Origin of the sequence: Haloarcula salina (assembly GCF_010119195.1) — an archaeon.
Classification (GTDB): domain Archaea; phylum Halobacteriota; class Halobacteria; order Halobacteriales; family Haloarculaceae; genus Haloarcula; species Haloarcula salina.
The window spans coordinates 195,953-220,286 of sequence record NZ_WRXL01000001.1 but is presented as its reverse complement, the minus strand read 5'-3'; the positions used below and the strand labels follow the sequence as shown (position 1 = coordinate 220,286).

The 24,334-nt window shown below is 67.9% G+C and carries 28 protein-coding genes; 12 read left to right on the top strand and 16 right to left on the bottom strand.

Going from position 1 to position 24,334, the window contains the following annotated elements; translation table 11 throughout:
• Positions 1 to 78 precede the first annotated feature (78 nt).
• From GM656_RS01210 to GM656_RS01200, 3 genes are all read left to right on the top strand, one after another.
• On the top strand, positions 79 to 501 hold the full coding sequence (locus GM656_RS01210; RefSeq protein WP_162411824.1) for a cobalamin B12-binding domain-containing protein: 423 nt from the start codon (positions 79 to 81) through the stop codon (positions 499 to 501).
• Positions 498 to 1,541, top strand: coding sequence for a methylmalonyl Co-A mutase-associated GTPase MeaB (meaB, locus tag GM656_RS01205; RefSeq protein WP_162411823.1), 1,044 nt, complete (start codon positions 498 to 500; stop codon positions 1,539 to 1,541). Before GM656_RS01210 ends, meaB begins: the two co-directional genes overlap by 4 nt.
• Before the next feature lie 102 nt (positions 1,542 to 1,643).
• Positions 1,644 to 2,585, top strand: coding sequence for an alpha/beta fold hydrolase (locus tag GM656_RS01200; protein ID WP_162411822.1), 942 nt, complete (start codon positions 1,644 to 1,646; stop codon positions 2,583 to 2,585).
• Between the two features lie 36 nt (positions 2,586 to 2,621).
• Here GM656_RS01200 and GM656_RS01195 read toward each other — a convergent pair whose 3' ends face one another.
• The 3 genes from GM656_RS01195 to GM656_RS01185 all read right to left on the bottom strand — a co-directional run bounded on the left by GM656_RS01195 (position 2,622) and on the right by GM656_RS01185 (position 4,534).
• Positions 2,622 to 3,008 (bottom strand): Zn-ribbon domain-containing OB-fold protein, encoded by a 387-nt coding sequence (locus GM656_RS01195; protein ID WP_162411821.1) that lies wholly within the window; start codon positions 3,006 to 3,008, stop codon positions 2,622 to 2,624.
• On the bottom strand, positions 3,005 to 4,171 hold the full coding sequence (locus GM656_RS01190) for a thiolase domain-containing protein (protein WP_162411820.1): 1,167 nt from the start codon (positions 4,169 to 4,171) through the stop codon (positions 3,005 to 3,007). Before GM656_RS01190 ends, GM656_RS01195 begins: the two co-directional genes overlap by 4 nt.
• 165 nt (positions 4,172 to 4,336) lie before the next feature.
• Positions 4,337 to 4,534, bottom strand: coding sequence for a DUF5800 family protein (locus GM656_RS01185; protein WP_162411819.1), 198 nt, complete (start codon positions 4,532 to 4,534; stop codon positions 4,337 to 4,339).
• Positions 4,535 to 4,655: 121 nt separating this feature from the next.
• Here GM656_RS01185 and GM656_RS01180 point away from each other — a divergent pair, with 121 nt between their 5' ends.
• From GM656_RS01180 to GM656_RS01165, 4 genes are all read left to right on the top strand, one after another.
• Positions 4,656 to 5,753 (top strand): polymer-forming cytoskeletal protein, encoded by a 1,098-nt coding sequence (locus tag GM656_RS01180; protein WP_162411818.1) that lies wholly within the window; start codon positions 4,656 to 4,658, stop codon positions 5,751 to 5,753.
• A gap of 157 nt (positions 5,754 to 5,910) precedes the next feature.
• Positions 5,911 to 7,464, top strand: coding sequence for a Na+/H+ antiporter NhaC family protein (locus GM656_RS01175; protein ID WP_162411817.1), 1,554 nt, complete (start codon positions 5,911 to 5,913; stop codon positions 7,462 to 7,464).
• Positions 7,461 to 7,733, top strand: a complete 273-nt coding sequence (locus GM656_RS01170) for a DUF7513 family protein (RefSeq protein ID WP_162411816.1) — start codon at positions 7,461 to 7,463, stop codon at positions 7,731 to 7,733. Before GM656_RS01175 ends, GM656_RS01170 begins: the two co-directional genes overlap by 4 nt.
• Positions 7,734 to 7,805: 72 nt before the next feature.
• Positions 7,806 to 8,987 carry a redox-regulated ATPase YchF gene (locus GM656_RS01165; protein ID WP_162411815.1) on the top strand — a complete coding sequence of 394 codons (1,182 nt, stop codon included), beginning with the start codon at positions 7,806 to 7,808 and terminating at the stop codon, positions 8,985 to 8,987.
• Positions 8,988 to 9,050: 63 nt separating this feature from the next.
• On the opposite strand, the gene GM656_RS01160 is transcribed toward GM656_RS01165, so the two are convergent.
• From GM656_RS01160 to GM656_RS01150, 3 genes are all read right to left on the bottom strand, one after another.
• Positions 9,051 to 10,229 (bottom strand): DUF5305 domain-containing protein, encoded by a 1,179-nt coding sequence (locus GM656_RS01160; protein WP_162411814.1) that lies wholly within the window; start codon positions 10,227 to 10,229, stop codon positions 9,051 to 9,053.
• 84 nt (positions 10,230 to 10,313) lie between these two features.
• Complete coding sequence (locus GM656_RS01155) at positions 10,314 to 11,453, bottom strand: signal peptidase I (RefSeq protein ID WP_162411813.1); 1,140 nt, start codon at positions 11,451 to 11,453, stop codon at positions 10,314 to 10,316.
• 148 nt (positions 11,454 to 11,601) lie between these two features.
• Positions 11,602 to 12,204 carry a hypothetical protein gene (locus GM656_RS01150; RefSeq protein ID WP_162411812.1) on the bottom strand — a complete coding sequence of 201 codons (603 nt, stop codon included), beginning with the start codon at positions 12,202 to 12,204 and terminating at the stop codon, positions 11,602 to 11,604.
• Between the two features lie 352 nt (positions 12,205 to 12,556).
• On the opposite strand from GM656_RS01150, the gene GM656_RS01145 reads away from it, so the two are divergent.
• Entirely contained in the window at positions 12,557 to 13,144 is a 588-nt protein-coding gene (locus GM656_RS01145) for a DUF7344 domain-containing protein (RefSeq protein ID WP_162411811.1), read from the top strand.
• A complete protein-coding gene (locus tag GM656_RS01140; RefSeq protein ID WP_162411810.1) occupies positions 13,141 to 13,593 on the top strand; it encodes a hypothetical protein in 453 nt (150 codons plus the stop codon). The genes GM656_RS01145 and GM656_RS01140 overlap by 4 nt, the downstream gene beginning before the upstream one ends.
• Before the next feature lie 20 nt (positions 13,594 to 13,613).
• Here the strand turns inward: GM656_RS01140 and GM656_RS01135 are convergent, their stop codons facing one another.
• From GM656_RS01135 to GM656_RS01110, 6 genes are all read right to left on the bottom strand, one after another.
• Complete coding sequence (locus tag GM656_RS01135; RefSeq protein ID WP_162411809.1) at positions 13,614 to 14,540, bottom strand: hypothetical protein; 927 nt, start codon at positions 14,538 to 14,540, stop codon at positions 13,614 to 13,616.
• 71 nt (positions 14,541 to 14,611) lie between these two features.
• Positions 14,612 to 15,466: a UbiA family prenyltransferase gene (locus GM656_RS01130; RefSeq protein ID WP_162411808.1), complete on the bottom strand. Its 855-nt coding sequence runs from the start codon at positions 15,464 to 15,466 to the stop codon at positions 14,612 to 14,614.
• 91 nt (positions 15,467 to 15,557) lie between these two features.
• Positions 15,558 to 15,929 (bottom strand): hypothetical protein, encoded by a 372-nt coding sequence (locus tag GM656_RS01125; protein ID WP_162411807.1) that lies wholly within the window; start codon positions 15,927 to 15,929, stop codon positions 15,558 to 15,560.
• Positions 15,930 to 16,655: 726 nt separating this feature from the next.
• Positions 16,656 to 16,952 (bottom strand): hypothetical protein, encoded by a 297-nt coding sequence (locus GM656_RS01120; protein ID WP_162411806.1) that lies wholly within the window; start codon positions 16,950 to 16,952, stop codon positions 16,656 to 16,658.
• A gap of 82 nt (positions 16,953 to 17,034) precedes the next feature.
• Entirely contained in the window at positions 17,035 to 17,313 is a 279-nt protein-coding gene (locus tag GM656_RS01115; protein ID WP_162411805.1) for an ArsR/SmtB family transcription factor, read from the bottom strand.
• A gap of 214 nt (positions 17,314 to 17,527) precedes the next feature.
• Entirely contained in the window at positions 17,528 to 18,649 is a 1,122-nt protein-coding gene (locus GM656_RS01110; protein ID WP_162411804.1) for a pyridoxal phosphate-dependent aminotransferase, read from the bottom strand.
• A 247-nt stretch (positions 18,650 to 18,896) separates the two neighbouring features.
• Here GM656_RS01110 and GM656_RS01105 point away from each other — a divergent pair, with 247 nt between their 5' ends.
• The gene (locus GM656_RS01105) at positions 18,897 to 19,691 is read left to right on the top strand and encodes a spondin domain-containing protein (RefSeq protein WP_162411803.1); all 795 of its coding nucleotides are present in this window, start codon (positions 18,897 to 18,899) and stop codon (positions 19,689 to 19,691) included.
• Between the two features lie 130 nt (positions 19,692 to 19,821).
• On the opposite strand, the gene GM656_RS01100 is transcribed toward GM656_RS01105, so the two are convergent.
• The 3 genes from GM656_RS01100 to GM656_RS01095 all read right to left on the bottom strand — a co-directional run bounded on the left by GM656_RS01100 (position 19,822) and on the right by GM656_RS01095 (position 22,024).
• On the bottom strand, positions 19,822 to 20,985 hold the full coding sequence (locus tag GM656_RS01100; RefSeq protein WP_162411802.1) for a thiolase family protein: 1,164 nt from the start codon (positions 20,983 to 20,985) through the stop codon (positions 19,822 to 19,824).
• Positions 20,986 to 21,038: 53 nt separating this feature from the next.
• Entirely contained in the window at positions 21,039 to 21,194 is a 156-nt protein-coding gene (locus GM656_RS18965; RefSeq protein ID WP_174242913.1) for a hypothetical protein, read from the bottom strand.
• 62 nt (positions 21,195 to 21,256) lie between these two features.
• Positions 21,257 to 22,024 carry a DUF7839 domain-containing protein gene (locus tag GM656_RS01095; protein ID WP_162411801.1) on the bottom strand — a complete coding sequence of 256 codons (768 nt, stop codon included), beginning with the start codon at positions 22,022 to 22,024 and terminating at the stop codon, positions 21,257 to 21,259.
• A 105-nt stretch (positions 22,025 to 22,129) separates the two neighbouring features.
• Between GM656_RS01095 and GM656_RS01090 the strand changes: the two genes are divergently transcribed.
• Positions 22,130 to 22,810, top strand: coding sequence for a metallophosphoesterase (locus tag GM656_RS01090; protein ID WP_162411800.1), 681 nt, complete (start codon positions 22,130 to 22,132; stop codon positions 22,808 to 22,810).
• Between the two features lie 37 nt (positions 22,811 to 22,847).
• Complete coding sequence (locus GM656_RS18960; RefSeq protein WP_174242912.1) at positions 22,848 to 23,003, top strand: hypothetical protein; 156 nt, start codon at positions 22,848 to 22,850, stop codon at positions 23,001 to 23,003.
• A 37-nt stretch (positions 23,004 to 23,040) separates the two neighbouring features.
• Here GM656_RS18960 and GM656_RS01085 read toward each other — a convergent pair whose 3' ends face one another.
• Complete coding sequence (locus GM656_RS01085; protein WP_162411799.1) at positions 23,041 to 24,291, bottom strand: NAD(P)/FAD-dependent oxidoreductase; 1,251 nt, start codon at positions 24,289 to 24,291, stop codon at positions 23,041 to 23,043.
• Between the last annotated feature and the right edge of the window lie 43 nt (positions 24,292 to 24,334).

The window sequence follows — 24,334 nt, the reverse complement described above, 5'->3', positions numbered from 1 at the left end:
GCCCGGTGATCGCGCCGCCGCCGATTTCCCACGAACGATAGGGCAAGAATGAAAACACCCGACGTGGTAGGTGTTGCCATGAGTGTCGAGCAGGAGCAGGCGGAACGGACCATCAGGTGCCTGGTGGCGAAAGTCGGGCTCGACGGACACGACCGCGGCGCGCACGTCATCGCGCGGGCGTTACGCGACGCCGGCTTCGAGGTGATCTACTCCGGGCTCCATCGAGCGCCGGAGGAAGTCGTGCAGGCCGCCGTCCAGGAGGACGTGGACGTGGTGGGCATCTCCATTCTCTCGGGGGCGCACAACACGCTCGTCCCGAAGATCCTCGATGGGCTGAAGGAGTACGACGCCTTCGACGACCGGCTGATCCTCGTCGGCGGCATCGTCCCGGACGACGACAAGGACGAGCTGCGGAACCTCGGCGTCGACGAGATATTCGGGCCGGGCGCGTCGATGGAGGAGATGATCGACTTCATCCACGACAACGCGCCCGAGCGATGAGCGACCTCGTCGACGACCTGCTCGCGGGCAAACACAGCGCGCTCGCCCGGGTCATCACGAAGATCGAGAACCGCTCGCCGGGCTACAGAGAGATCGTCTCCGACCTCCACGAGCACACCGGGTCGGCCGACGTGATCGGCGTCACCGGCAGCCCCGGTGCGGGCAAGTCCACGCTGGTCGACAAGGTCGCCGCGACGTACCGCGACCGGGGCCTGACCGTGGGCGTCATCGCCATCGACCCGTCGTCGCCGTTCTCCGGCGGCGCGGTGCTGGGCGACCGCATCCGCATGGCCTCGAACGCCGGCGACATGGACGTGTTCTTCCGCTCGATGTCCGCCCGTGGCTCGCTGGGCGGCCTGTCGACGGCGACGACCGACGCCGTGACAGCGCTCGACGCCTTCGGAAAGGACAAGATCATCGTCGAGACGGTCGGCGCGGGCCAGAACGAGGTCGACATCGTCCGCACGGCCGACACCGTCGCCGTCCTCGTCCCGCCGGGAAGCGGCGACGACGTGCAGATGCTGAAGGCGGGCATCCTCGAAATCGGCGACGTGTTCGTCGTCAACAAGGCCGACCTCGACGGGGCCGACCGGACCGTCCAGCAACTGCGCGAGATGCTGCAGGGCCGCGACGGCCGGCCGGAGACGGGCCACCACGGCGCGACCGAACTCGGCGGCGACGCGACTGCCCTGGAGGCCAACGGCGACGACGAACCGGAGACGTGGGATCCGCCCATCGTCGAGACCGTCGCGAACCGGAGCGAGGGCGTCGGCGCGTTCATCGACGCGCTCGCGAATCACGGGGACTATCTCGACCGAACCGGCCGGCGAGTGCGCCAGACCCGCGAGCGGTACGCCTCGGAGATCAGGACCCTGCTCCGGGAGGACGCGAACGAACTGCTGGCAGACGAGCTCGCGCGACGGGGCGGTATCGAGCGCTACGTCGACGACGTGGTGGAGCGCCACACCGACCCCTACACCGTCGTCGACGAGGTGCTCGAACCGCTCCGGGAGTGCGTCGCCGAGCGTCGCGACGGCTGACGCCCGCTCGGGCCAGCGGCGACTGTCGCTCCCGGTTTCTCGCCGCCCTCGGACGGTGACCGTCCCCCACGTATAAGCCCGTCCGGGCCGGTACGTCAGGATATGAACCTCCGCAAGGCCCTCGGTGCAGCCGTGGGCGCGGTCGGGGCGACGGCCGCCGCCAACAGCCTGCTCCGCTCGCGAGCCGACGACTTCGACCCGCTGTTGCCCGGCGAACAGCGCACGTACCGCTGGCGCGGGTTCGACGTCGCCTACACTGAGGCCGGCGACCCCGACGACCCGGACCTCGTGCTCCTCCACGGCGTCAACGCCGCGGCGAGCAGCCACGAGTTCCACCCGGTGTTCGAGACGCTGGCCGAGGAGTATCACGTCCTCGCGCCGGACCTGCCCGGGTTCGGGCAGACCGACCGACCGCCGCTGCTTTACTCCGCGTCCCTGCTCACCGCGTTCGTCCGCGACTTCATCGAGGACAACAGCACCGACGCGACGGTCGTCGCGTCGTCGCTGACCGGCGCGTACGCCGCGAGCGCGGCCAGCGAGGTCGACGTACGCGAACTGATCCTGATCTGTCCGACCGATAGCTCGATGGGCGACCGGAACGTCTGGCGGCGCTCGCTGATCCGCTCGCCGCTCCTGGGCGAGGCCATCCACAACCTCATCGTCTCGAAGCCCTCGATCCGGCACTTCCACGCCGACCACGGCTACTACGACATGGACAACCTCACAGAGGAGATCGTCGACTACGAGTGGAAGAGCGGCCACCAGCCCGGCGCGCGGTTCGCGCCGGCGTCGTTCGTCTCCGGCTTCCTCGATCCGGACGAGGACCTCGCCGAGGTGCTCGCGGGCCTCGACGTGCCCGTGACGCTGGTCTGGGGCGAAGACGCCGACATCACGCCGCTGTCGGCGGGGCGCGAACTCGCAGAGGCGGCGGACGCGCGCCTCGTCGTCTTCGGCGACTCGCTGTTGCTCCCCCACGTCGAACACCCCGGCGAGTTCGTCTCAGTGGTCCGGGGAGATGTCACGTCGGTGACCGTCGAGGGCTGAGCGGTCCTCTCGGTCGCGCGGCTCCGTTTCTCCCTGTCAGCGCGGCCGGAACACGACCAGTCGGTCGCCGGTCGTCGCGCGCTCGCCGACCTCCAGTCCGACAACGTCGCCGAGAGCCACGTCCGCGGGGTCCGCGCCGCGAACGACGCCGGTGACCGACACCGGGCCGAAGTCCGCGACGGCGGTCACGTAGGGCGCGTCGTCCTCGAACTGCGGCGTCGGGACGGTGATCGTGGTGTGGCTCGCGATCTCGCCCGAGTCCGGGAGGCCTTCCCGCGAGAGGTCCCGGTCGTGACACTGTGGACACACCCGGCGGGGCGGGAGCCAGCCGTGGCCGTTCCCGCATTCGAGGTAGTATCCCTCGCCGGCCTCGATGCTGTCGAGCCACGCGTCGTACTCGCCGTCTGGCGCTTGGTCGGTCATTCTTTCACCTCCATGACGTGGACGGTCGTAGACGCCACCGTGCCGCCGGCGTTGTGGGCCACGCCGACCGTCCCGTCCGGGACGGCGTCGGCCCGCGGGTGCGACCCGTCGAGCACCCACGCGATGGTTGCGAGCTGGGCGACGCCGGTCGCGCCGACCGGGTGGCCCTTTGCCTTCAGCCCGCCGGAGAGATTGACCGGCCGGTCGCCGTGGCGGGTGGTCTTCCCGTCGCGCGCGGCGGAGATTCCCTCGCCGCGCTCGTAGAGGCCGAGCGACTCGATGGCCAGCACTTCGGCGATGGTGAAACAGTCGTGGACTTCGGCGACGTCTACGTCGTCGGGCCCGATGCCGGCGTCTGCGTAGGCCTCCTCGGCGGCCTTGTCGGCGGCGGGCGTCTGCGCGAGGTGCGGGCGGTCCTGCAGCGCGAGGTTGTCGCCGCCCTGGCCGGTGCCGGTGACGGCGACCGGCGCGTCGAGGTCGTGTTCCGCGGCGTACTCCTCGGTCGTGAGTACGGCCGCGGCGGCCCCGTCCGTGATCGGACAGGAGTCGTAGAGGCCCAGCGGGTCGGCGATGGTCGGCGCTTCCAGCGCGTCCTCCACTGTGATCTCCTTGCGGATCTGGGCGTGTTCGTTCACCAGCGCGTGCTCGTGGTTCTTGACGGCGATGTGTGCCAGGTCTTCGTGTGACCCGCCGTACTGGTCGAAGTACGACCGGGCCATCAGCGCGTACGCTCCGGGGAAAGTCATCCCGGCGCGGACCTCGTAGAGGTCGTCGGCGGCGATGGCGAGCGCGTCCGTCGCGGCCGCGGTCCCGATGTTGGTCATCCGCTCCGCGCCGCCGACGACGACGACCTCGGACTCGCCGTTTCGAAGCGTCTTGACGGCCTCGCGGATGGCCGCGCCGGCGGACGCGCAGGCGGCCTCGACGCGCGTGGCCGGCACGTCCAGGCCGATCGCTTCCGCCATGAGCGGGCCCTGGTGGCCCTGGTGTTCGGCGAGTTCGCCCATGAAGTTGCCGTAGTACAGGCTCTCGACGTCTTCCGGGTCGACGCCGGCGGCGTCCAGCGCCTCCAGCCCCGCCTCGGCGAACAGGTCGCGGCCGGTCCGCTCGGGGTGTTTCCCGAAGTTCGTCACGCCCGCCCCAGCGATACGTGGGTCTGACATTATCTGCCAGTGGGCGCTGGCGGCTTAAATGCCTACTGCTCGCGCGCTTAATTAGTGCAAAATCGCACTTTTCAGGTGCTCAGAGGTGGGTTTCGATCTTTCGACGGCTATGGTTCACACGTGGGTTTTAAATCCCTCGTGGGTACAAATATCCAGCTCTCGCGCTCACTTCACGATTTCGGCGATCCGACGGGGCTCGCCCGATAGCGCGGGGTCCGGTTCGACGATCTGGAGGACCTCGTGGTCGGTCACGTCGGGGTAGGACTTCTGGGTGGCGTCCTCGATGAGGGCCTTCTCCAGGCGGAACTCCGTCCCCTCGTAGACGACGTCGACGCCCTGCTCGTCGAACGACAACACGGTCATGTCGTTCGGTAGGTGCGGCAGGAGTAAAAACGTAGCTTTCGACGGGCCGCGTCTGACCAGCGTCAGACGTCCGTCATGCGCGCCCTGAGGCTTTAAGACGACCGAACACGCGTATGTGAGTGTGCCTCTCGGCTCCGACCCGCTCTCCGAACTCTCCATTCCAGACGGGACGACCGTCGAGGAACACGACCTGGTGACCGACGGCGACGTGATCGTCGGCGGCCAGTCGACCGTGGAGTTCGGCGTCCGCGGACGGACCGTCATCGCGGACGAGCGCGTGCGCTTCGGCGGCCACATCGAGGCCGAGGGCGACTGCCGCCTCGACATGTGGTGCGACGTCGAGGACAACGTGCTCGTCGGCGAGGACGCATACATCGGCGAGCGGGTCCACATCGGCGGGGAACTCCGCGTCGCGGGCGACCTCGACATCGGCGACGACGTGGACATCGAGAACGGCTTCGAGGCCAACGGCTGGATCGTCATCCGGAACCCGATGCCGACCATCGTCTTCCTGTTCGTCTACCTCTCCCAGCTCCTCCGAATCGGCGAGGAGGACGCGGCCGAGGAGGTCATGGAGGAGATGCTCGGCGACGACGCCGACGACCACGATCCGGTACTCGTCCCGCGCGGCGCGCGCGTCTCCGACGACGCCTGGCGCGTCTCGACGCCGGCGACGGTCGGCGACGACTGCCGACTCCACGGCAACATCCGCGCGAAGTCCCTCGAAGTCGGCCGCGACACCGTCGTCTTCGGGAGCCTCCGCGCCAGGGGAGACCTCGTGGTCGGCCGGGGCACGGAGATCAAAGGGGACGTGACGACCCGGAGCGGGACCGTCCGCGTCGGCCCCGGCGCGAAGATCTGGGGCGACATCTCCGGCGCGACCGTCGAACTGCACGAGAACGCGACGGTCGACGGGACGATCCGAGCCAGCGACGAGATGCGGATGCACACGGACGAGGTGCTCGACCGCCCGGACGAGTCCGCCGCCGCGATGGCCGAGATGGCCGAGGCGCTCGAAGGCGACAGTGACACTACGGAGCCCGACACCGACGACGCCACGGCGGACGACGAGACCGACGAGGACGCGACCGCGGATTCGTCGGCCGACACCGAACCGTCCGAGTCGGCGGACGACGCCACTGACTCTGCGGAGACCGACGCCACCGGGGATTCTGGGGAGTCCGCGGCGGCCGAGGACACCGCCGAGGCGACCGAGTAGCGACGGTCTGGAACGGAACCTGAGACCAGCGTCTCGGTAGCGACGGTTCTCTCCTGAACGCGTCCGTCTCGCGGTCGAATTTCCGATCGTCGCCTCGCAGCGGGGAAATGGTTATTGTGCCACTCTCTGTCGTGGTCTTTGTCAGGTGTCATAACACATGGCAGACACACCCTCCGACGAGTCGCCCGAGGTCGACGCGATCTCGGGGCCGGACGTGGATCGCATCGAGTTCTACGGCGGGCGCTGGACGAGCGTCCTGCCCATCGCGCTGTTCGTCCTGTGGGCCATCGTCCAGAGCGGCCTGTTCAGGATCGGCGACACGACCGGGCTCGTCGCCGGCATGCTCGTCTCGCTCATCGTCGGGATGTTCTTCGTGAAGGGCGACTGGACGGACTACGCCAACACCATCTTCGACGGGATGACCAAGCGCGTCGCCGCGACGGCCGTCGTCGCCTGGCTCTGGGCGGGGATGTTCGCGAACACGCTCCAGGCCGGCGGATTCGTCGGCGGCCTCGTCTGGGCGGCCGACGCCGCCGCGGTCGGTCCGGCGCTGTTCCCGGCGGTCACGTTCGTTCTCGCCGCGCTGCTCGCTACCGGCATCGGCACGGGCTACGGGACGACGGTGGCGTTCACGGCGCTGTTCTTCCCGGCCGGGATCCTGCTCGGCGCGAACCCGGTCCTCCTGTTCGGGTCCATCCTCTCTGGAGCCGTCTTCGGCGACAACCTCGCGCCGGTGAGCGACACCACCATCGTGAGCGCGGTGACACAGGACGCCGACATCGGCGGCGTCGTCGCCTCGCGGTTCAAGTACGCCATCGTCGCCGCCGTCTTCGCGTTCGCGGCGTACGTCGTCGCCGGCGGCGCGATGCCCGGCCTCGACATCTCCCAGCAGGCCCAGGACCTGTTCATCGAGAACAGCGAACCGGCCGGTCTGGTCCACCTCCTCTCGATGCTCGTCGTCATCGTGACCGCCGTCATGGGGCGACACATCGTCGAAGCGGTCTCCTGGGGACTGGTCGTGGCCGTCGCGTTCAACCTCGTTTTCGGCCTCGCGCCGCTCAGCGCGGTGCTCCTGTTTCGCGTCCCCGACACCTCGGTCGCCGCCGGTGCCGTCGCCGGCCTGCCCGTCGTCGAGATCGTCGACCCGGGCAACGCCGGCGTGACTGGGTCGCTGTACAGCGGCGCGGCCGGGTTCTTCCCGCTCATCGTGCTCGTCCTCCTCATCATCGCCGGCTCGGAGATCATGATCCGCGGCGGCGGCTTCGCGGCCATCCAGGACTGGCTGCTCGAGAACGTCGCCACGGGCGTCCGCAGCGCCGAGACCACGATGGTGGTCGGCACCGCCTTCGTCAACTCCATGATCACCATCAACACCGCCGCCGAGATCGCCATCGCGCCGTACATCGCCCGCATCGGCCAGAAGTACAACATCAACGGCTACCGGCGGGCGAACATCCTCGACGCGAACACCTCGGCGCTCGGCTACATCTTCCCGTGGGCCGGCGGCGTCCTCGTCGGCTTCGCGACCATGCAGGGCCTGCCCGACCAGTACGAGTGGTTCACCGAGGCGATGATAGTCAACCCCATTCAGGTCTGGCCGTTCGTCTTCCACGGCTGGCTGCTGTTCTTCGTGTTCCTGCTGTCGGCGCTGACCGGCTTCGGGCTGGAGTACACCACTGACCGCCGCTCCGACGAGGTGAGTCGCGTATGAGCATTCTCGACCAGTTCCTCGCCGGAGCGACGTTCCGGACGACGACGCCCTCCTTCGAGGCGGGCGAGGAGATCGAGGTGTACGTCACGGATTACGACGAGGCCGACGGCGACCTGTACGCCCTCGTCGGCGAGACGCGCCTCTCGTTCGTCGACGGGTCGCGGGACCTCGTCGGCTGTCGCGTCCTCGCCCGCGTGGAGTCGTTCGACGACGACGCCCACCGCGGGACGGTCGCTCACCTCGAAACGCTGGACCGGGGCTCGTTCTGAGGTCCCGGTCGGAAGCGACTCGACGACCCGCGAACCGAAACCCCCTTTCCGCGGTCACTGGTACGTGGTGGCATGCTCTCTATCGCGCTGGCCGGCAAGCCCAACGCCGGCAAGTCCACCTTCTACAAGGCGGCGACGATGGCCGACGTGGACGTGGGGAACTACCCGTTCACCACCATCGACGCCAACCGCGGCGTCAGCCACGTCCGCACCGACTGCCCCTGTCTCGACCTGGAGGTGCGCTGCGGCGACGACGACTGCCGCGACGGCAAGCGGTACGTCCCGGTCGAGCTCATCGACGTGGCCGGCCTCGTCCCCGGAGCCCACGAGGGCCGCGGCCTCGGAAACCAGTTCCTCGACGAACTCACGAACGCCGACGTGATCCTGAACGTCGTCGACGCCTCCGGCGGCACCGACGCCGAGGGCGAACCAGTCGAGGTCGGCACGCACGACCCCGTCGAGGACGTGCACTTCGTCGAGGAGGAGATGGACCTCTGGCTCGCCAGCATCGTCGACCGCAACTGGGAGTCCATCGAGCGTCAGTCGCGCTCGCCCGACTTCGACCTCGACGAGGCGCTGGTCGACCTGCTGGCCGGCGTCGGCGCGACCGAACTCGACGTGGCCCGCACCCTCCGGGACCTCGAGTACCCGGAGGACCCCATCGCCTGGGAGGACGACCACCGCGAGGCGCTCGCGAGCGAGATCCGCCGACGCACCAAACCGTTCGTCGTCGTCGCGAACAAGGTCGACATCGCGCCCGAGGGCAACGTCGAACGCCTCCGTGAGGCCGCCGACCACGTCGTCCCTGCCACGGCCGACGGCGAACTCGCGCTACGGAACGCGGCGAAGGCGGGCGTCGTCGACTACGACCCCGGCGACCCCGACTTCGAGGTCGTCGGCGACGTGAGCGACCAGCAACGGGAGGGGCTGGACCGCATCCGCGAGGCCATGGCCGAGTGGGGCGGCACGGGCGTCCAGGGGGCGATGGACACCGCCGTCTACGACCTGCTCGACCGCATCACCGCCTATCCGGTCCAGAACGAGTCGAAGTGGACCGACGGCCAGGGGAACGTGCTCCCCGACGCCGTCTTACTCCGCCGGGGATCGACGCCGAAAGACCTCGCGTACGCCGTCCACTCCGACATCGGCGACGGCTACATCCACGCCGTCGACGCCCGCGAGGGGATGCGGATCAGCGACGAGACGGAACTGGAAGAAGGCGCTGTCGTGAAGATCGTCAGCGACGCGAACTGACCCGCTCATCGAGCGGCATTCGTGCCAGAGCATCGCGGTGCGCCGACGAACGAAGTCGCTCGCTCATTCGCCGTCTTCCTCGATCGGTTCGCGAGCGGAGGATTCAGACCGGCCAGCGAGCGACCGGAGTCGGCCGGCGATTCCGTCGCCGCCGCTGGTCGCCCGCTCTCCGGGCGCGCCTCCGGTCGTCGGCGGTTCGTACACGTAACAGTGTCCGTCGTGGAGTACCACGTATCGCTCCCCGTCGGGGTCGGCGAGGACGCTGTTGTCCGTGTCGATAGCGAAGTCGACGAGGTCGCCGAGCGTCGCCGCCTCGACGCGAGGTCGTTCCTCAGCCACCGCCGGCAGATCGAACGTGTGGATCCACTCCCCGAAGGACTCCCGGTCGCTCTCGAACGCGAGCCGAGCCCGTTCGGTCTCCGTCAGAGAGAGTTCGTTTCGCGTCCGCGAGGCGAGTAGTCCCCCGAGTCCCAGAAGTGCGAGACCGAGCACCGCCGGGCCACCTGCCCGCTGGACCGGACTGGGGTCTCGCGGCGATTCGACGACCCGCGTGCGCTCGTGTCGATCCGTCGCCGCAGTCCCGTTGAGGCTGTAGGTCCCGCCGTCGAATTCGACGGGCATCTCGTACGTGACAGTCTGTTCGACCGAGCGCCCGTTTACCGTGCCCGAGAGCGTCGCCGTGGCGACCACGGCCACACGCAGTTCGCCTGGCGGATTGTCGAGTCGGTCGTCGATTTGCCCCGACTCGTTGCGCTCCTCCGTCACGTTCACCGTGAACGGCACTCGGACCGGAGAGTCCGGTTCGACGCCGCCGACCGACCGATTCCCGAGCGGCTCCATCGTCTCCCAGACCGTTACCGTCCCGGTCCCTCGTTCGACGACCTTCCGCTTCCTGAGGTGCTGATCGACGCTTACGTCGATCGTCCCGCTCTCCGTCGCCGCGTACCGGAAGACGAAGCTCCCGTCGACGACCGGCGCGATGGAGTCGAGGTAGAGCGACTCGCCTCGCAGTTCCGTCCCCACGTCGTACACCGGGTTCTCCGCCGAGACGACTGCCGCGTGGGTGAACGTCCCGTTCGTCTCCCACGCCGAGACCGTCTCGCGCTCCGTCGTCATCCCGGGATCGACGTGTCCGGTATACGTCAGCCACCCACCGGCGACCGACACGATGAGGAGTGCCAGGACTGCGACCGCGAACCAGTCGTCCAGCACTGCCCGCACCCTGAGCCACATGTGTCCCATGAGAGGTAAGGTGACAGCGTCCCGTTTTGTTATACTCGGAATATATCGCGTCCGAGAGAGTAACGCACGTCTGCAACCGGCCGGTCACCGAAAGCGTGCCCACAGCGAGGGGCCCGCGCTCCGTGAGCGGTCGCGGACCCGACCGCTGCCGACCAGCGATACGCCGACGAGGTAGAACGGCACGCCCACCATCGCGTCGATGACGACGATCGGTGCCCAGGGGTGGAGGTGATAGAGCGCGCGTATGTGGTCCTGTGGTAACAGCGCGAGGTAGCGATGCTGCGTGACGAAGTAGCGGTAGTAGCCCGTCTCCGGTGGCGCGGAGAGCGTGAGTGTGGCGTTCTCGACGGACCGCGGTCCGACCCTGAGTTCCCGTGGCTGGACGTCCACGTTCTCGTCGCCGGGGTCGAGAAAGACCACCACCGGGAGGGCGCCGCCGTTGCCGACCGGGTAGGTCGTCGACTCCGTGGTCCCCTGCTCGATGACGCGCTGGCCGGGCGAGTCGCGTTCGGCGCTCACAATACCGAACTCTGTCGGCCCGGCCGGGACGACCATCGCCGCCGTCGCGCCGAGGACAAGCAGCACTGCGAAGACGCCGACGAGCAGGCGAGCGCTGGTTCCGGACTGTCGCGTGCGGTCACGTGTAGTCCGGTTTCGGCCCCTATCGCGCCAGGCATCCACGGCGTAGAGCGCTATCGAGAGCGCGAACAAGAGGTAGGCGAGTCCCTGTGCGCCTAGTAGGGAGCGGGTTCCGAGTGCCGCGGCGATGTGGACCTGGACCGTTTGGAGCGCGTCTTGAGTTCCAGTGACGACCGCCCCGACACCGGGAATCGCGAGTACCTCCCCGTTCGGTCGCCAGACGACGGCCACGACCTGTTCGTCTTTCACCGGCGGTTCGTCCGAGTCCTGATCGGTGAACGGATTGGCGTCGCCTTTCGTGATGTATCCCCGATCCGTCTCTTCTACGACTCGATGGGTTGTCAGACCACCGCCCTGTATCTCCTCGGCGCGAAACACTACCACGTCGCCTTCTTCGACCGGGTCAGCGACGGCGGCCGGAATCGCGACGAATCCGTCTCCCTCGTCGAGGGTGGGCTCCATGCTGCCGGAGGTAACGAACCCGAGGAGAATCGGCTGGCCGAGGAGTTGGCCAACGACGAGAAATATCACAGCCAAAACGGCGAGAGCGTAGAGTAATGCCCCCAAGCGCGATGTGAGTGCCATCTATTCGCGTAACGTACGGAATTCAATTTATTCACTATGATCTGCTTACGACCGCCGATTTTGGTAACTGGAACACATTCTGTATTTTGATCTGAGAAAAATGTGGGTTATGTGTTGATTCAGGCCAGTAATAAAATGCAGGATCTTCTCAGTTGTTGTATCCTTGCGCGTAGATACTGAGTTCCTCTGGAATATCGCCGGGATTCGTTTTCACATCGTTGAGCGTATCGGAGTCACTCAGATAGAACTCGATGTGCACGTATATATCGTCACCCGGTGCTAACACTGGGAGAGCCGTGCTTGTTCCGTAACTCTCGTCACCAAGTGGATTCGGTGATCCACTCATTACAGACATCTCGCCATATCCTGGTGAATTCTCGTCGACTTCATCATCAGTCCAGTAGACTGTGATCGGATCGACGCCGTTACCATCACCGCCTGCATCGGTATCTAGGCCGGTGAGAACGACGTTAATACTATTCGTCCCTTGATTTTCGATTCGGAAGACGTTCTGTATCAGCGTATTGGCCTCGTCATTTATTCCAGCACCGTTTTGGCCGTTAGAACCGTTAAACTGCAAGACCATCTGGCCGTCACTGTTTATGGATCCGTACTGACTTATCGAGGGATCGAGTCGAAGGTACGCCTGTTGGTCTCCGGTAACATTCACGTTCATGTCCCGGCCAGCGCTTACAATCGAAAACGCACCTGTACCCATTGCGGCCGCCGATCCGGCGGCGAGCGATCCCATTCCGACGAGGAATTTGCGTCGTTGCATGGTCGTATATTTCTCCGTGCACGCCCGGACGACAGAGTCGCGAGACCGACACCACGGCAGGGGCGCGCTCGTGAGGGCCCTCGTCGTGTCACGTCTTTGGTATACACAGGGGCCACAGTGCAAAGGCGGATTGCGTCGCTGGAATGGGTCATTTCGGTGCGCAAAGAGACTCTGGGCCGGAATAATCAGGCCTTACTCTCCATGCCCATAGAATAGCGGGTCCTGCACTATCGATAGTATTGGATTATTTTTAGATGTAGATTCACTAACTATATCGCCGGGTTCCGAGGGTGACAGTGCGGTCGCGGAGTGGTGGCATCATCGCATGAGTGAGGCACTGATAGACTCGTCTCGGGCACGTGGTGGACAGGACGGAAATCGAGGGCTGACGGAGGAACAGGTATTCGAGGTGCTGAGCAACACGCGGCGGCGGTACGTCTTTCACTACCTGAAGCAACAGCAACGCGAGGTGTATCTCAGGGAGCTCGCCGAGCGGGTGGCCGCCTGGGAGAACGAGAAACCGGTTCCGGAGCTCACCTCAGCGGAGACCAAGCGAGTGAAGACGGCGTTGCATCAGCATCATTTGCCGAAAATGGACGACGCGGGATTCGTGCGCTACGATTCGACTCGTGAGACGGTCGAACTCGATGACCGCGTCGCCGGCCTGCAGGTGTATCTGGACGTGGTTCCCGGGGCCGACATCCCGTGGAGTCTCTACTACATGGGGCTCGGCGGCATCGCTGTCGCGCTCTCGCTGATCTCCTGGGGGAACCTGTGGCCGGTTTCCGGCGTGTCGCTGGCGATGGCCGTGTCGGTTGCGCTCTTGCTCTCTGCCGGCGTCCACACCTTCCTGAACTACTCTCGTCTCCGACTCGGCAGTACCGAGGAACCGCCGGAGGTGAACCGGCGGTGAACCTCTGGCAGGTGACGCTGGCGCTGGCGGCGATCACCGCGTCGACCGCACTCGTCTCGCAGACTGGCGCGTACTCTGCAGTCTCGGCCGAGCGGGAGGTCCGCGTCGCCGTCGTCGACGACGAGGAGGCGCTCGTCGGCGTCCAGGCGCGACCGGTCGCTGTCGAACGCAATTCGTCGGCGAACGTGACGCTCGCTCTCGTCGCGAATCGACTCGACGGTGCGGTCGAACTCAATGTGACGGCGGCGGAATCCGCCGGCGACCGCCGTCTGAACCTTACATCGGTCAGCGCGCCGGACTCGCTCGGAAGCGGCGAGCGAGCGCCCGTCTCCGGCGCGGTCGCCTGCGCGAACTCGACCACCGAGACGGTCGTCACTGTCACTGTGACGGTGACGGGAGCCGAAACCGGCGTCGCACTCGACCGGACACTGAACGCGCAGTGCGTCTGAGAGTCGGGCCTGTCTCGGCTCTATTTTGACAACAGATCTCGCAACGTCCGCCGGAGCTCCTCGCTGCCGGGGCTCTGTGGGACCTGGGCCAGCACGTCCCGCCCGAGTCGGTCCAGCGCCTCCTCGACCGAGAGCCGGTCGAGCAGGCCGCCGTACTTCAGCGCGACGCGCGGCGACACGTCGAACAGCAGGTCCCGCCTGCCGATGGCCGAGTGGGTGATCGAGAGGATTTCGACGGCGCCGTCGACGTACTCGTCACTCCGCTCGCCGTCGCCGTCCCCACCCAGCGCCGATCGCAAGAACGCTTCGAGTTCCGATTCGCGAGCTTGCAACGCGGGGGGATCGTCCAGCACCGTCGTCGCGTCCGGGAGTTCCGGGACCATTCCGGACCGCGGGGCGTACGAGAGGACCGCACCGGTCAGCGGCGTCGTCGCGGCGGGCAAGGGCACAGACAGGCGCTTCGACGGTGCCGTGTCCGTGAACACGACGTGGAGGTTCGCCGATTCGCCCCGGACCGGGCGGTCCCAGCCGTCGGGGGAGTGTGCGTACCCGCGGCGGGCGGCCTCCCGGAGCGTCCGCGAGACCGGGCCGCCCTCGCTCTGGAGTTCGAAGTGGAGGACGACGGGGCCCTCGCCGCTCTCGTCGACGATCTCCCACAGCGCCGGAAGCGCGTCGCCGGCCATCGCGGAGAGTTCGTAACAGGGGCAGTCGCGCTCGTCGGCCAGCAGGCGGGCGAGCGTCCCGCCGCGCCACCCCGTCAGGTCCGCGACGTAGAGCCAGGGGAGCGAATGGATGGGTCCGAAGGCGGCGTCGCCGGCCGCCGCGTCGACGGCGTCGGGGACCGTCTCCAGATAGCCCTCGATCGACCGCAGTTCGGGCGCGAAGTAGTCGCTGGTCGCGGCCGGCGGTGCGGTCGAGAGGCGGCGGTGGTCGGCGACGGAGGTCATTGTCGGGCCAAGGGTCGGTTCGCGGAAAACAGTGGCGAGGCGTCGTCGCGGTGGCGGTGCGGTGCCGGGGCCTACGCCAGCGGCCGGAACCAGACGGCCGCGACGAGGACGGCCAGCAGGAGGTACGAGCCGCGGATCAGCAGCATCGTCGCCGTCTCGGGGTCCGCCCGCCGGGCGAGCACTGCGACGGCACCGAACGCAAGGGCGGCCCCCGCGGCGCTGGACGGAACTCCCGGGAGCGCGACGGCCAGCGCGACGACGCCGAGGAGCCCGACCGCGAACAGCCCGAGCGCGAACTGGCGCGCGCGCCGCCGCCCCAGCACGACGGCGACCGTCCGCTTCTGGATGGAGCGGTCGTAGTCGTAGTCCTGCTCGTCATCGATGATCTTGACCCCGGTCAGCAGGACGAGGAACACGGCCGCCAACCCGACCGCTCGGGGTGTCAGCGTCGTCGCCTGCGCGTAGTAGCCGCCGAGCAGCGACAGCGCGATGCCCGTCGGATAGCCCATCGTCGCGCCGACGGGGTTCGTGTCCAACTGCGGCGCGTGCGTGTAGCCGATGACCCACGTCGGGAGGGTCAGCAGCGCCGCTCCGGGGCCGACGAGCAGCCAGATACCGACCGTACAGGCCGCGAAGCCGACGCCCGCGCCGACAAGCGCGAGGCGACAGCCGCCGCCGGTCAGCGGGTGGTCGTCGTCCTCGCCGCGGACGTGGAAGTCGACGTAGCCGTCCTTGACGTGGGCGGTGTAGACGGCGAAGAACATGGCCCCCGCGTGGAGCGCGGCTACCGGTGGCCAGAACCCGCCGGAGAGGAGGCCGCCGAACAGCGACGTGGCCAGCGGCGGCAGCATGAACACCGGGTGGACCTGTGAGGCCAGCGCCCGGCCGGTCGCGAGCGCGCCCGTGTCGTGTCGGCTGACTGCCATGCAGGACGAACGGACGCGCGTGGCAAAAAGACTCGTCCGCGTTGTTGGGGTACTGTCGGGTGTGGGGGCTCAATGTCGGTCCTGGCTCGCATCACCGCCAGTTCGAGCGGTCCAGCACGAACCCCGAGATGTGCGAGGCCAGTTCGCGGGCGGCGTCCTCGGTGTGGGCGTGGAGTTCGCCGGAGACCGGGCCGGCCTCGCCGCCGACGCCCTCGGTCTCGGAGATTGGGTCCGTCGTGGTGGGATACGGGCGACGCGACCGGACCCTGTCGCGCAGTTCCTGGACCGTCGCGTCCGACAGTTCGTACTCCAGGTGCTGGAGGTCGTACCTGACGATGTAGCCGCGCCGGGCCTCGCGGACCGCCAGCACCGGCTGGCCCCGGTCCCGACAGCGCTCCCAGATGGCGCGCTGTTGCTCGCGCGTCGCGTACACCGGGACGTTCGACGGAGCGAGGTGCTTCATCCACCCCCAAATACGGGCCGGAGCGGCATTACCTTTCGGCAGTCTCACCGCCGGGTCGCATCGGCACGAGATTGCAGACGGCATTGCGGAGACAGAACAAGTGGTGACGGGCCCTCCGTGTGGACGAACGTGCTGTTAGGTCTGTTGTTGCACTACGTCAACCACGTATACCGGGAACTCACAACTGTGTTCTGTATCTGGTGTCGATATCTGCATCGTGATTCTCGCCGGTGTCCTATTGCGGAGCGAATCAAAATCCCCGTCCGGGGTTTCTAGTAGCCTTCCATTCGGAGCGAAGAGGTGGTTCCGATGGACGTATAGGACCGGTCGGTTTTGATGTTCTGGTGGGAAGGACTCTGTCGCGTTAGCAGAATGAGGGTTCCTGCCAGCCAGAATTCCACTAGAGGGATGCCCCTCTCTAATACTGGTCAAGAGGGCATCTCTGGCTTCGGTGTAACACGTGCGTTCGATGTCTGAAGTCTCTTCTATCGATACCTCCCTTCGTACAGGGTCAGCTCTCCCCTGCTCTGGAGCTTCATGCCAGTCTTCCACTTCTTCGCTCGGATTGACCTCGTCGGATTGTGCAGTACAGCCGGCGATACCGACACTGACAGCGGCCAAGAGATGCGCGAAGAATTGCCTGCGGGTAGTCATCAGAGGCGGTGTAAAAATACGACAGATGACATATATGCCTTGCGTTGGATCGAAGTGCCTTGCAACGCCGGCTCACCGCAGCGTCGCGTAGCTCAGGACGGCGATGGCGACGAACTGCAGCGCCCGGAGGACGAGGACGGCCTGCTGGACGTGCGGGTCGCCGGCGTAGAAGCTCTGCATCGAGAAGAAGAAGTAGACGGCGACGGCGTTCTCGGCGAGCATGGCGACGGCGAACGCGAGCAGGCCGGCGACCAGCCCGGTCCGGAACGTCGCGTAGTTGCGCACCCAGACGCCCACCAGCGGGAGCAACAGGAGGACGTTGACGGCGGCCAGGGCGGCCGCGGCGGTGATGAGCGGTCCCATCGCCATCAGCGGTGCACCTCCCCGTCGGAATCCCCGTCGTAAGGGGCGATATCGGCCGTCGACGGTGCAGTGTGTCGCGTTCGCTCGGTCATTCGTCCATCTTCTCCACGATCTCCTCGAACGTGTCGCGGTATTTGTCGAAGCGGTCGGTCAGGAAGTACAGTTTGGCGTAGTCCTCGTCGCCGGACTCGACCACGCCGTGCTCTTCTAGCTGGTCCATGTGGTGGCGGATCGTCTTGTAGCCCACGTCGAGTTCGTCGGCGAGTTCGTTCGCGTTCATCGGTCGGTCCGAGAGGGCGTCGATGATGCGCGCTCGATTGGCTCCGCCGCGCGTCGCCGTCAGCAGATACCAGAGCGCTTTCTCCATCCCTCTGTCCTCCCGAGAACTGCGTCGGCCCGTTTTATAGTCCTGTCTCTCCCCGCCGAACGGCCCGGCTCCGGTTTCGTTCGCATGTGACACGGTGGATTGTCGGAGACAGGACAGCGACCGACATAACCGTTCTTCGCACTCCCTTCCGAGACCGTACCAAATTCGGGCCCAGTGGTCGGACTGACAGTGTGTCAAGCGGCCCGCTCAGCGCTCAGCGGAGCGCCTCGGTCGCATCGGCCATGATTCCGATGGCCTCTTTCAGCGTCTCCAGGTCCGTCGCGTAGGAGATGCGAGCGTAGCCCGCGCCGTGCTCCCCGAAGGCCTCGCCGGGGACGACCACGACGCCGCGGTCGATGACCTCGTCGACCCACCCCTCGGGGACCTTCGGCATCGCGTAGAACGCGCCCTTCGGCGTGGGACAGTCCAGCCCCATCGATTCGAGGCCGTCGAGCAGCACGTCGCGGCGCTCCTCGAACGCCTCGCGCATCTCCGCGACGGGGTCTTGGGGCCCGGTCAGCGCCGCTTCGGCGGCGTACTGCGCCGGGGCCGACGCGCAGGCCTGGGCGTACTGGTGGACGCGCAGCATCCGCTCGATGCGGTCGTTCGCGCCGGTGACCCAGCCGAGTCGCCAGCCCGTCATCGAGTACGCCTTCGAGCAGGCGTTGACCACGACGACGTTCCCCGACTCGCTGAACGCCGCCGGCGAACGGTGCTCGCCCTCGAACACCTGGTGTTCGTAGACCTCGTCGGAGACGCAGAGCACGTCGTGCTCGTCGGCGATGCGGGCGAACTTCCGCATGTCCTCGGGCGACTGCACCGCACCGGTGGGATTAGCGGGTGAGTTCACGACGAACGCCGCCGTGTCCTCCGTGATGGCCTCCTCGACGGTCTCTGGGGCCATCGTCAGGTCGTCGCGCAGCGGGACCGGCCGCGGCGTCCCGCCGGCGAGGTGCGTGAGCGCGTCGTAGGAGACGAATCCGGGGTCGGGGAAGACGACTTCCTCGCCCTCGTCGACGTGGGCCTCCAGCGCGATGTGGAGCGCCTCGCTCCCGCCCGACGTGGCGATGATGTCCTCCGGGTCCACGTCGAGGTCGTTGTCCCGCGCGTGCTTCGCGGCGATGGCCTCGCGTAGCTCCTCGGTCCCCTTGTTCGACGTGTACGCGTCGACCTTCCCGCTCCGGATGGCCTCGACCGCCGCCTCGCGGGCGTGATCCGGCGTCGGGAAGTCCGGCTGGCCCAGGCCGAGGTTGATGGCGTCCTCGCCCGCGGCCTCGAACACCTCGCGGATGCCGGAGATCGATACCTGCTCGACTCGTCGAGAGAACCCTGTCATACTCTCCCTGCGGGGGGCCGGCCCGATTAATCTTCCCGATTCCGCGAGCCGCGGTCGGCGCTCGGGACCGGCGCTGTCGTCTCGCCGTCAGTGTCGGCCGCCTCACTCCGCCGCCGCAGGGGCACCCGGACCGGCCGAGTCAGGCCGAACTGGTCACAGAGTTGGGAGTGTTTCGACCGACAGTTGGAAATATTGATATGTTGGTCTCCGGCGATTTCCTCGTCGTCCCACCCGGGACAGAGACGACATGTCATCCGACGAATCCACAGACGCCGACGCCCGCTGGAGCCGCCGAGGGTTCCTGGCCGCGGGGACCGCGGTCGGTCTCGGTGCCATCGGCATCGGCGCGACGGCGGCACAGAACGACGCACAGTCGACGAGCAGGACGTTCACGGTCCGCATCGAGAACGTCTCGGACGGGTCGACGCTCGACACCACGGACGGGACGACGGCGATCCCGCTCTCGCCCGGCGCGTACGCGGTCCACACCCGCGACGAGCCGATATTCTCCTCGGGGCACCCCGAGCGCGACAACGGCCTCGAAGAGATCGCCGAGGACGGGATGCCCGGCCGGCTCGTCGAATCGCTGCACGCCCGTAATACCGTACTCGAGAGCGGTGCGTTCACCACGCCGGACGGTGCCGACGGCCCCGCACCCATCGGTCCCGGCGACGCCTACGAGTTCACCGTCGCGGCCGAGCGCGGCCGCCCGACGCGGTACCTCTCGCTGGTGACGATGTTCATCCAGTCCAACGACCTGTTCTACTCGCTCGGCGGCGCGTCCGGGCTGGCGCTGTTCTCCGGCGACGGGAACGCCCCAGTCGCGGGCGACGTGACCGACCGGGTCGGCCTCTGGGACGCCGGCACCGAGGTCAACGAGGAACCCGGCGTCGGGGCCGACCAGGCACCGCGCCAGCGCGGCGCGAACGTCGGTCTCGTCGAGCGCGGGACCGTCGCGCCCATCGCCGAGGTCAACGGGTACGACTACCCGGCGACCGAGGACGTCGTCAGGGTACGGATCACGCCGAACGACACCGAGTGAACGCCGACCGACAGCGACTGCAACGGGGGACTCGCCGCTCGCTCTCGTCCCCGCTGACGGGTACTCGGACGACAGACATCGCGATCGCGCCGCCACCGCCGACGCTCACTCGCCTCGGCGCTGACGGGTACTACCGGACGACAGACATCGCGATCGCGCCGCCACCGCCGACGCTCATCCCCACCACGCCGCGGTGATGATCTTCTCGCTCCATCGCGTACAACATCGTGGTCGTGAGGATGCCGCCGCTCGCACCGATGGGGTGGCCGAGCGCCACCGCGCCGCCGAGGGGGTTGTGCTTCTCGGTCGGAATCCCGAGTTCGTCGGCGACGTAGACCATCTGGGCGGCGAAGGCCTCGTTGAGTTCGAAGTGGTCCACATCGGCGACCGCGAGGTCGTTGCGCTCCAGCAGTTCCCCGACGGCGTCGGCCACGGCCTGTGAGAACTCGGCGGGGTCGCGGTAGGACACGGCGTAGTCCTCGACGTGGGCCATCGGGCCCATCCCCTCGCGCTCGACGGTCTCGGCGTCGGCGAGCAACACCGCGCCCGCGCCGTCGGAGAGCTTCGACGCGTTGCCGGCGGTGATCGTGCCGCCCTCGACGAACGCCGGGGACAGTTTCGCCAGTTGCTCGACCGTCGTGTCGGCTCGTGGCCCCTCGTCTTCGGTGACCAGGTCGTCGGTGGTCTCGACGGGGACCAGTTCCTCGCCGAACGTCCCCGACTCGATGGCCTCGGCCGCGCGGTGGTTGCTCCGGCGAGCGTACTCGTCCTGAGCCGTCCGGTCGATGTCGTGCTCGGCGGCGAGTTCCTCGGTCAGCGTCCCCATGTGGGCGTCGTAGTGCTTGTCCCACAGCGAGTCCCAGACCATCGCGTCCACGAGTTCGCCGTTGCCGTGGCGGCGGCCGCTACGCATGTCCGGGACGAGGTACGGCGCGTTCGACATCGACTCCATGCCGCCGGCGATGCAGGTCGCGGCGCGGCCCGCCTCGATCCGGTCGACGGCGGTCGTGATGGCTCGTAGACCCGATCCCGAGGCCTCGTTCAATGTCGTCGCGGCCACGCCGCCGGGGAGCGGCGACTCGACGACGACCTGCCGCGCCGGGACCTGGCCGACGCCGGCCTGGACGGCGTTGCCGAGGCCGACCCAGTCCAGCGCGTCGTGGTCGAGTCCGGTGCGGTCCAGCAGTCCCTCGACCGCGGCACGCCCCAGATCGACGGCGGTCCGCTCCGAGAGCGCTCCGAGCAGTTCGCCGTGTGCGGTGCGTGCGCCGTCGACCAGGACCACGTCGGTCATGGCGCATACATGACGCTCGCCCTACAATACTGTTCGGCCGGTGGCGTCCGGCGCTATTCGTCGGCGGCGGTCCGCAGTTCCTCGATGGCCGCTTCGAGTCGCCGAAGCGTCGCGTCGGCGTCGCTGTACCCCTGCTCGTACTCGCTGTAGGCGCTGTCGGCCTCGTTGAGGAACGCCTCGACGGCGGTCTCGATGTCGTCGTCGCTCATGGCTCGGGCGACGGCTGCCGTCGGGAAAAGTCTCTCCACTCGGTGCGACTGCGTCCCTCCCCCTACTGCGTCACGTCGTAGGAGACGCTGGCGTCCCGGAGCGCGTCGGTCACGCGCCCGACGGTGTCCTGCGTGGCGACGACGACGGCGTCCAGCCCACGAGAGGCGGCGTCCGCGGCCACCTCGCCGGCGGCGAAGTGGGTCGTCGGTTCGACGCCGGCGTCGCGGAGCGCGACGACGGCCTCGACGCCCGCGGCGGTGACGATCGGCACGTCCGCGCAGGCCTCCGCGATCGCATCGAGGTCCTCGACCGGGCCGGAGCGGACCGGCGGGACCTGGATGACGCTGACGTGGCCGGGATCGAGGTCGATGACGCCCTCGAACCCGGTGACGCCGACGACCTCGCCCGCCGCCGCGCTCGTCGTGGTCACGCCCGTGGCGTCGCCGCCGCCGGGGTCGGCGTGCAGCAGGCCGTCGGTCAGCGAGAGCGTGACCGTCTCCCCCTCTCCGACGTCGGCCGTCGCGATGGCGGCGTCCTCCTGCACGCTACCGAGCACGTCGTCGGTGACGTGGTCGACGAACCGGCGCACGTCGGTCGCGGACTGGAACACCCAGTCGACGCCCTCCTTGGTGACGCGGTAGCGCGACCGGCCCTCCTTCTCGACAAGCCCCTCGTCGACGAGTTCGCGGATGTACTCGCTGACGGCCTGGCTGGTGACGCCGACGGCGTCGGCGATCTCGCCCTGACTCACCGCGGGCTGGCGCTCTGCGATCTCCACGAGGACCCGGAACCGCGTCGCGGCCCGCTTGTTCTCCAGGACGTCGACCATACAGGACCCACGGGGGTCCCCGGTAAAAATACCACCGACAGCGTCAGGACGGCCGCCGCGACCGTGGCGGGCGATATATCCGTCGTCGGCACCGACTGGACGGCGATGACAGACGCGTACGACGACCGGGCGCTCGTCCTCGGCGACACGCTCGTCGTCGCCGACCTCCACGTCGGACGCGGGACGGGCGGCTCGCTCGAACTCCCGGTCGGCTCCAGTTCGGACGTGGTCGAGCGGTTCCGGTCGCTCGTCGAGCGCCACGACCCCGACGAAGCCGTCGTCGCCGGCGACCTCCTGCACTCGTTCCAGACCGTACCCCGGACCGTCGAGACCACCGTCGCGGGCCTCAGGAGCGCGTGTCGCGAGGCGGGCGCACGCCTGCTGGTGACGCCGGGAAACCACGACACGATGCTCGATTCGGTCTGGGACGGCCCGACCGAGCGCGAGTACCGCGTCGGCGACACGGTGGTCTGTCACGGCCACGAGGTCCCCGAGACCGACGCCGACCGCTACGTCGTCGGCCACGACCACCCGACCATCCGCATCGAGGGCCAGCGCCGGCCCTGTTACCTCGTGGGGACCGACCAGTACCGCGGCGCAGAGGTCGTGATGCTCCCGTCGTTCAACAGGCTGAACGCGGGCGTCGAGGTCAACGACATGCGCGCCGACGACTTCCAGTCGCCGCTGCTCACCGACGCCGACCGACTGGAACCGAGCGTCTGGGACGAGAGCGGGCGCGAGACCCTGTCGTTCCCGCCGCTGGGGGAATTTCGGCGCATGCTATAGCGGTAGGTATTTGAGCCGCGACGGTGGACGCTGGAACATGGTTCAGACACAGATCGCGCTCGGCCTCATCGCGGTTACGCTGCTCGCGCTGACGCTGATTTACTTCGCGACCATCAAGTACGTCTCTGAAGTGCTCTACGAGGACGAGGGCCACGACGAGGGAAACACGAGTAGCGGCGGCCGGGCAGCGTAGGCCGTCGCATCGACCGGACCTTTCTCTCCACTCGTCGTCAGCGTACCAGGTCGGCGGCCACGTTGCCGCTCTCCAGCGCCCCCTGAATCGAGGACCAGCGGGTGTAGTCGCCGGCCAGGACGACGTTCCCCTCGGGCGCGGTCGGGTCGGGGAGCGACCGGCGAAAGCCCGGCGGCTGGGCGAACTGCGCGAACGGGACGCGGTCGGTTCGACGCAGTTCGAGCGCGTCGAAGCTCGCCTTCGGATACCACGACCGCAGGGCCGCCCTGACCTCCTCGGCCAGTTCCGCGTCGCTCTCCTCGGGCGTCCCGAGGAACGTCGCGCCGTACAGCGCCATGTCCTCGGGCGCGTACTCGCTCGCGACGGCCGACAGCGGTGCGACGGTGTTGGGCCGGTCGTCGGCCGCGTTGAGGGCGATTCGCTTGCCCGTGTCCGGGGCGCGGCTGCTCGGCAGCGAGAAGTACTGCGTGACACAGCCCAGGGCCTCGGTCGGAATCGTCTCCACGCCGGTCAGGTCCGCCGCGGTTCGCGGGTCCGTGGCGACGACGGCGCTCTCGGCGGTGACGGTTTCGCTCCCCGTCTCGACGGTTACCTCGCCGTCGTCGGCCTGCAGGTCGGTGACCGCCGCGTCCGTCTCGATGGTCGCGCCGGCCGCCCGCGCTCGGTCGGCGAGCTGTCTCGGGATCGCCTGCATCCCGCCGGCCGGGACGAAGATCTCGCCCTCGCTGAGCATCTTGTAGGTGTACTCGAAGACGGCGCTGTCCGTCTCGAGCGAGCGGTCGAGCGTGATGCCGCCGTAGAACGGCGCGGCGAAGCGCTCGACGAACCGCCGGGAGAAGCCGTAGTCGGCGAGATACTCGGCGATAGTCGAGCCACCGCGGGCGAGCAGTTCGGCCGGCTCGACATCCGCCAGTTCGCGCTGGAGGCGAAACAGCCGGAGCTTGTCCGCCGTCCGCACGTCCGTGTTGAACAGCGTCTGGGGAGCGGCCGTCGGGTTCCGGAGCGGGTCCGAGAGCACCGAGCGGTGGTTCGGCGCGGCGATGGTCGCCCCCGGCGTGAAGGCCCGCGGGGCCAGCGCCTCGATGTCCAGTTCCCGCTTCGCTGCGGGGTAGGCGCTGAACATGACCTGGAAGCCGCGGTCGAAGGTGTAGCCGTCCGCTTTGGCGGTCCGGACGCGCCCGCCGACCTCCTCACGCTCCTCGAACACGGTCACGTCGCGTCCGGACTCGGCCAGGTGACGAGCGGCGACCAGTCCGGCGAGCCCGCCGCCGACGACGACAACTGTCATGGCTCGTCGTTCGGCTGCTGCGGACAAGAGCGTGCTGGACCGC